Below are 7,075 nucleotides of genomic sequence, written 5' to 3' on the forward strand. Positions count from 1 at the left end.
TCAATATTCACATCATAGACAGGAAATACAAAAAATATTCAGCTCACTTGATCATGTGGCTGAATAGTTACTCACGCATCGTTTTTCCTTTTTTCACACACCTTTTCACCACCCCAGTTTCTATTATATAACAGATGAGGTGGAAGTAGTTTCATATTTTTCAAGAAAAGAATCATTATATGAGTCTAACGTTGTCGATATTCGAGCCTTCTAGAAACAAGAGATAACGAATAATTGACAACAAAATACATAAGCGCAACAAGAATAAAAATCGGTATCACATAATTGACATTTCTTCCGTTAATAATTTGTGCGTGGTTCATCAATTCTGGGAGGGAGATCACGATCGCTAGCGATGTATCTTTCAGCAATGATAGAGACCATCACGCAATGACCACGATGGCATTGATTTTATACACGGAAAGAGATGATAACGGCGAAATATTGAGCAATAAATATAGTTAAGTGGAAAGGACTGAATCAAAAGACTGAGTTTTTTTGTTGCATAGTAGTGTTTAGCGAATGAATTGTTGCGGGTCAATTTATTTTTAAAAAATGACAATAATGCATTGGACAAAATGATATTTACTTTTCATTGAATACATAATGTAAGCGCTTTAAGATAAAGGTACAGTAAGCAAAAGGGGGAAATGCAACATGACTCATACAACAGAAAATCAGTCTGGCTTTCGTGTAAAGATTCAGCGTTTTGGTAGTTATTTAAGCGGAATGATTATGCCGAATATTGGGGCATTTATTGCGTGGGGAATTATTACGGCGCTGTTTATCCCGACAGGATGGCTGCCAAACGAAACATTTGCAAAGCTTGTTGGCCCAATGATTACGTATTTATTGCCATTATTAATTGGTTATACGGGCGGAAAAATGATTTATGATGTTCGCGGCGGTGTTGTCGGTGCGACAGCGACAATGGGAGTCATTGTCGGTTCAGACATTCCAATGTTTCTTGGCGCGATGATAATGGGGCCACTAGGTGGTTACCTAATCAAAAAATTCGATCAGCAGATCCAAGGTAAAGTGAAACAGGGCTTTGAAATGCTTGTCAATAATTTTTCCGCCGGAATTATCGGCGGGCTGTTGACATTAGCTGCATTCAAAGGGGTTGGACCGGTTGTTTCGGCAATTAGCAAAACGTTAGCAGCAGGTGTAGAAAAAATTGTTGATTTGCACTTATTGCCATTGGCGAATATTTTTATTGAACCAGGAAAAGTGTTATTCCTCAATAACGCGATCAACCATGGAATTTTAAGTCCGCTCGGCATTGAACAAGCAGCAAAAACAGGAAAATCGATTTTATTTCTGCTTGAAACAAATCCTGGTCCGGGCCTTGGCATCTTGTTAGCGTATTGGTTGTTTGGAAAAGGAATGGCAAAGCAATCCGCGCCGGGAGCGGTAATCATTCATTTCTTAGGCGGGATTCACGAAATTTACTTCCCTTATATTTTAATGAGACCGATTTTAATTTTAGCTGCAATGGCTGGCGGAGTGAGTGGAGTATTCACATTTACCATTTTCGATGCTGGGCTTGTGGCGGTTCCATCTCCAGGAAGTATTTTTGCACTTTTAGCAATGACGCCAAAAGGAAACTATCTTGGAGTATTGGCAGGGGTATTTGTCGCCGCGGCAGTGTCATTCTTCGTTGCATCTATTTTCTTAAAATCTGCGAAAAATAACGAAGAGGAAGATTTAACGAGAGCTACAGAAAAAATGCAACAATTAAAAGGGAAAAAGAGCGATGTTGCTGCTGTGTTGAAAAAGGAAGAAGAAGCAGTTCCGGCCAAAGTCAAAAAGATTGTATTCGCTTGTGATGCAGGAATGGGTTCGAGTGCGATGGGGGCATCTATTTTGCGTAATAAAGTGCAAAAAGCAGGGTTAGACATTGAAGTAACGAATACTGCGATTAACCAGCTTCCGGCAGATGCGGATATTGTCATCACCCATAAAAATTTGACAGATCGCGCAAAAGAAAAATTGCCAAACGCTTTCCATGTATCAGTGGAAAATTTCTTGAGCAGTCCAAAATATGATGAGCTCATCGAAATGTTAAAGAAATAAAAGGTAGGCGTTTGCTTACCTTTTTTCTTTTCACAAGAACGCATTTTATTAAAAGATGGCAACAATAAAAGGGACGAAAAAGCAATATCTATTTGTTGTGATAAAAGGTATCAGGATCTAAAATCTTTATTGAACAAGTTATTAATTATTTAAATCATGTCAACAATGGTTGCGCAAGACGGGAGGTGAAGGGGCTATGTATATATCGGCGCGAGAGCGAAAAATACTGGATATTTTGTTGTCCAATGACGAAGGAATGACGGCGGGAGAACTTGCCCGGCAGCTAGACGTCAGCAACCGTACCATCCACCGGGATTTAAAAGGGATCGAGCGCATTTTAAAGGATTACCGCCTGCAGCTTGTCAAAAAAGCAGGGGTCGGCATTCGGATTATTGGAGAAGAAGAAAAGAAAAAAGAGCTAGCGCTTCATCTCTTTCATTTGTCTCATAAGGAATACACACCAGAGGAACGACAGATAATCATTCTGATTGCTTTGCTGGAAGCAACAGAGCCTGTCAAGCTTTTATCGCTTGCAAACGACCTCAACGTTACTGTTGCAACCATTAGCCATGATTTAGATAAAATCAATAAAATGATAGAAAAATACGGGCTATCTCTAATCCGAAAAAGAGGATATGGTGTGGAAATTGCTGGATCTGAGTCCGCAAAGCGGAGAATGATGAGTGAACTACTATTTCATCATGTGGATGAACATGAGTTTCTCTCGTTAATGAAAGAGTCGATTCAAAAAAAGTCCATCGATAAATTGAATACGGTTACAGAAAAACTTCTCGGGCTAATCGATAAGAAAAAATTAGTCACCATTGAACAACAAATTGAACGGATCAAGGAAGAGCTTCCTTTTACTATTGCCGACAGTTCGTATATTGCGTTAGTGGTCCATCTTGCCTTAGCAATAGAGCGAATCAGCCAAGGAGAATCGATTAATTTTGATCAGCAATATTTGGAAACGATTCAGACCACAAAAGAATACGAAACTGCAGAAAAAATTGCGCGATCGTTAGAACATGCTTTTCGCATCACGATTCCAAAAGAGGAAATTGGTTATATTACCATGCATTTAATGGGAGCGAAACTTCGCGACCGCCAAGGTTATATGCTAGAAGATACAAGTTTTGAAATAGGCATCAAAGCACAGGAGCTAATTCGGTTTGTCAGCGATGAGCTCCATGTAGATATCACGAACGATTATACATTATACGAAGATTTGGTTGTTCATTTAAAGCCAGCACTTTATCGCATCCAGCATAACATGGGGATTGCCAATCCGCTTTTAGAAAGAATTGTTCAAGATTATCCAGAACTTTTTGCGGTGTTAGAAAAAGGAGTAAAACAAGTATTTCCGGATGTTGCTGTTCCAAACGAAGAAATTGGTTATTTAGTTCTCCACTTTGCATCGGCGTTATTGAGGGTAAAGAAAGGATTGCGTGCGTTAGTGATCTGTTCGAGCGGACTAGGGACGGCAAAAATATTAGCAACAAGATTGAAAAAAGAAATTCCAGATATTGTCCACATGGAACAGATTTCTGTTTTTGAATTGAGAAACACGGATGTAACGCGATACGACTTGATCGTTTCGACCGTACCCATTGATGGCTTGGCAAAGCCGTATTTGGTTGTCAGTCCAATGCTAAGGGAAGAAGAGATTCTGTCGATTAAACAGTTTCTAAAAAACAGAAACGCGGTTTCCCGTAAGGAAGATGTAGACGGTTCAATAGGAACATCTCATGATGTGATTAAGAAAATGGATTCCATTCAAAAAATGAGTGAAACCATTCTCCGAATTTTGCAAGGGTTTACGTTACAACAGGTAAATAGCCATTCCATCAAAGAAGTATTAGCAGAAGCGTGTCATCAGCTATGGCAAAAAGGGATCATTCGCGATTCCGAAAAAGTTCTTGCAGAATTGTTGCGGAGAGAGACATTAGGAGGATTGGGAATACCGGAAACGTCGCTCGCTTTGTACCATACTCGAAGCTCTGCGGTGGTTTTTCCGTCTTTCACGATTTATAGGTTAACGGAATGCCAAACAATCCATGGAATGCACGATCAGCCGATGGCTGTGAATACCGTTTTACTGCTGTTGGCGCCCGAGTCACCTAGTCAAGAAACACTTTCGGTATTAAGCCATATTAGCTCGTTGGTTATTAAAGATGAAGATAGCGTAGCTTTATTTGAAAAAGGTGATCGCGAACAGGTGTATTCGTTTTTGAGCCATCATTTAGAGAAGTTTTTTCATAACTATCTTTAACAACATAAGGAGTGAATGATATGTCAATGCCAATTTTGCAGAAAGAAAATATTGTATTAAATGCGCAAGTAGAAAGTAAAACAGAAGCAATTCGTTTAGCAGGACAAATTTTGGTGAATAACGGTTATGTAGACGATTCTTATATTGATAAAATGTTTGAGCGGGAAGCGTTAACATCAACATATATGGGAAATTTTGTTGCTATTCCACATGGTACAGAGGATGCGAAACAATTTGTTAAACATTCTGGTATTTCAATTGTACAAATTCCTGATGGGGTTGATTTCGGAGATGGCAATATCGCAAAACTATTGATTGGAATCGCTGGAAAGAATAATGAACATTTGGAAATTCTATCAAAAATCGCCATTGTTTGTTCGGAAGAGGAAAATGTAGAAACGATGATTAAAGCGGCGACAGAAGAAGAGATTCTTCGCCTTCTAAATGAGGTGAATTAAACATGTTGGCAGTTCATTTCGGCGCAGGAAATATTGGAAGAGGTTTTATCGGGAGTTTGCTTTCCCAATCGGGTTATGAAGTAGTGTTTGTCGATATTAATGATGAAGTGGTCCGTTTATTAAAGGAAAAACAGGAGTATCGTGTGATCATTGCCGATGAAAATAGACAAGAACAGCTGATTCGCAACGTTTCTGCTGTCAATAGTCAAACAGAACGTGAAAAGGTCATTGATTATATCACAAAGGCTCATCTCATTACAACAGCGGTTGGACCGCATATTTTACCGGCAATCTCTGCGATTCTTGCTGAGGGGCTGCAAAAAAGAGCCACGATAAATAAAACACCACTTCATATTATCGCTTGTGAAAATATGATTGGCGGAAGTGACGTGTTAAAGAGCCATGTTTTTGCAAAGATTTCTGAAGCAGATAAGCCATTGTTCGAAACATACTACGGTTTTCTGAATTGCGCGGTAGACCGTATCGTTCCGAATCAAAAACACGACGATCCTCTCTCCGTTATGGTCGAGCCGTTTTTTGAATGGGTGATCGAAAAACGAAATATTATTGGCGACATTCCGCCGATTCAAGGGGCTCATTTTGTTGATGATTTAAAGCCTTATATTGAGCGCAAGCTTTTTACCGTAAATACCGGGCATGCGATTGCCAGCTATTTAGGATACTATAAAAAATTACAAACGATACAAGAAGCAATGAATGATGAAGAGATACGCTCGGACGTGGAAAAAGCGCTGCATGAATCGGGTGCGGTGTTAGTAAAGAAATATGGATGGAATGAAAACGAACATCAATCCTATATTCAAAAAATTATTCAACGTTTTATGAATCCTTCCATCTCCGATGAAATAGTCCGGGTTGCTCGTTCCCCAATTCGCAAACTTGGAGCGAATGATCGCCTCGTTGGACCTGCTGTGCAATATTATGACTTGTTCGGACAAGTGCCGCTTGGTTTAGTCAAAGGAATTGCCGCGTTGTTATTGTTTGATTATGAGAACGACGAGGAAGCAGTCGCATTACAGCAAACTCTTCAAAAAGCAGGCGTAGAAGAGGCTTTGTTCCAATATTCCCAATTAGAAAAAGATCATCCTCTTGTTATAGCAATAAAAGATCAATGGCAGCATTTAAAATAAACGTTTTCCCCGCCGTTGCTGAAAGACTCTGGCAACAGCGGGGTTTTTGTTTCTATGAACAAAATGCACAAAATTATTTTTATTTTCAAAAACTTACTATTCCGAAAATAGTTATTATAATTGTTTCTAAATATGTGAACGCTATCAAAATAAATAGGGGGTACAGGTGTAATGAAAAAGTGGTGGAGTTTGCTGATTATGGGGATCATCGTGTTGGCGCTGGCTGCCTGTAGAAGCAATGTAACGACGAAACCATCTGGCAAAACATCGAACTATCCAACGAAGCCGATTGCGTTTGTCGCTCCTTCCGGGGCTGGGGGAGGTATAAGCAGTTTGTTAAACATCTATAAAAATGTATGAAATCATGTAAAGATCTCCTGTTATTGGATTCTCCATCTTTTCCATCGTCTTCTGTCTGATGATGAAAAATCATCTTCCCCTTCCTCAGTAAAAAGGAAATGAAGAAGATTTAGCGAATATATGTTCTGAAAAGTCCAAACAAGGGGGAAGGCAAGGGGATGAAAACGGTTCGGGAGATGAAAATCGTTTCTCATGATGCATCACAACTTCGTTCATTGGATGAGTTGATGCGCGTCTTTGGTTCCGCGAAGCGATACGCGTTCAACCGTTTGCTGGAGGGAAGGAACGCCAAAGACATCATCAAGCACCTTCCACATCAATTTCAGCTCAACAAACGGTTTGCCGAAGACGCGGTCCTGCTTGTTCAATCGCTGATTTCTTCCCAACGTGAGTTGCTTCCAATAAGGCTAGAGAATGTGCGGGCGAAAATCGAAAAAACCGAAAAGAAAATCGATGAGTATCAACACGGAAGAAAAATACCGAAAAAAGTCGATCTTTCAACGTGCTTAGATGGATTACACCGACGATTAGAAAAACTCAAATCCAAAGAAGCCGAGCTACAGCGACATCTCGAACAAGGAACGATTCCACGTGTGATTTTTGGCGGAAAAGAGAACTTTTATAAGCGTCTAAAAGGAAAAATCACGAACGAGGAATGGAAAGATTTGCGCTCGAATCAGTTATATGCCAGAGGCGATAAAAGCAAAAAAGGGAATTTGAATATTCGCCTCACCTATGACGACAAGACGTACCAATGT

Annotated in this window: 5 protein-coding genes and 2 pseudogenes; 6 read left to right on the plus strand and 1 reads right to left on the minus strand. The window is 39.8% G+C overall.

What is annotated here, in order from left to right:
* Positions 1–185 precede the first annotated feature (185 nt).
* Positions 186–377, minus strand: a pseudogene (locus DCC82_RS09115) (amino acid ABC transporter permease); the annotation flags it as partial.
* A 280-nt stretch (positions 378–657) separates the two neighbouring features.
* Between DCC82_RS09115 and DCC82_RS09120 the strand changes: the two are divergent.
* From DCC82_RS09120 to DCC82_RS18085, 6 genes and pseudogenes are all read left to right on the plus strand, one after another.
* Entirely contained in the window at positions 658–2,076 is a 1,419-nt protein-coding gene (locus DCC82_RS09120) for a PTS mannitol transporter subunit IIBC (protein WP_081189574.1), read from the plus strand.
* Positions 2,077–2,272: 196 nt separating this feature from the next.
* Positions 2,273–4,348 (plus strand): BglG family transcription antiterminator, encoded by a 2,076-nt coding sequence (locus DCC82_RS09125; protein ID WP_097354437.1) that lies wholly within the window; start codon positions 2,273–2,275, stop codon positions 4,346–4,348.
* Positions 4,349–4,368: 20 nt separating this feature from the next.
* On the plus strand, positions 4,369–4,806 hold the full coding sequence (locus tag DCC82_RS09130) for a PTS mannitol transporter subunit IIA (RefSeq protein ID WP_097354438.1): 438 nt from the start codon (positions 4,369–4,371) through the stop codon (positions 4,804–4,806).
* A gap of 2 nt (positions 4,807–4,808) precedes the next feature.
* Complete coding sequence (locus DCC82_RS09135) at positions 4,809–5,957, plus strand: mannitol-1-phosphate 5-dehydrogenase (protein ID WP_097354439.1); 1,149 nt, start codon at positions 4,809–4,811, stop codon at positions 5,955–5,957.
* A 171-nt stretch (positions 5,958–6,128) separates the two neighbouring features.
* Positions 6,129–6,317, plus strand: a complete 189-nt coding sequence (locus DCC82_RS09140; RefSeq protein ID WP_286170463.1) for a hypothetical protein — start codon at positions 6,129–6,131, stop codon at positions 6,315–6,317.
* A gap of 158 nt (positions 6,318–6,475) precedes the next feature.
* Positions 6,476–7,075, plus strand: a pseudogene (locus tag DCC82_RS18085) (IS200/IS605 family accessory protein TnpB-related protein); the annotation flags it as partial.

Source organism: Geobacillus sp. LYN3, from assembly GCF_003064505.1.
GTDB classification, from domain to species: Bacteria; Bacillota; Bacilli; order Bacillales; family Anoxybacillaceae; genus Parageobacillus_B; species Parageobacillus_B toebii.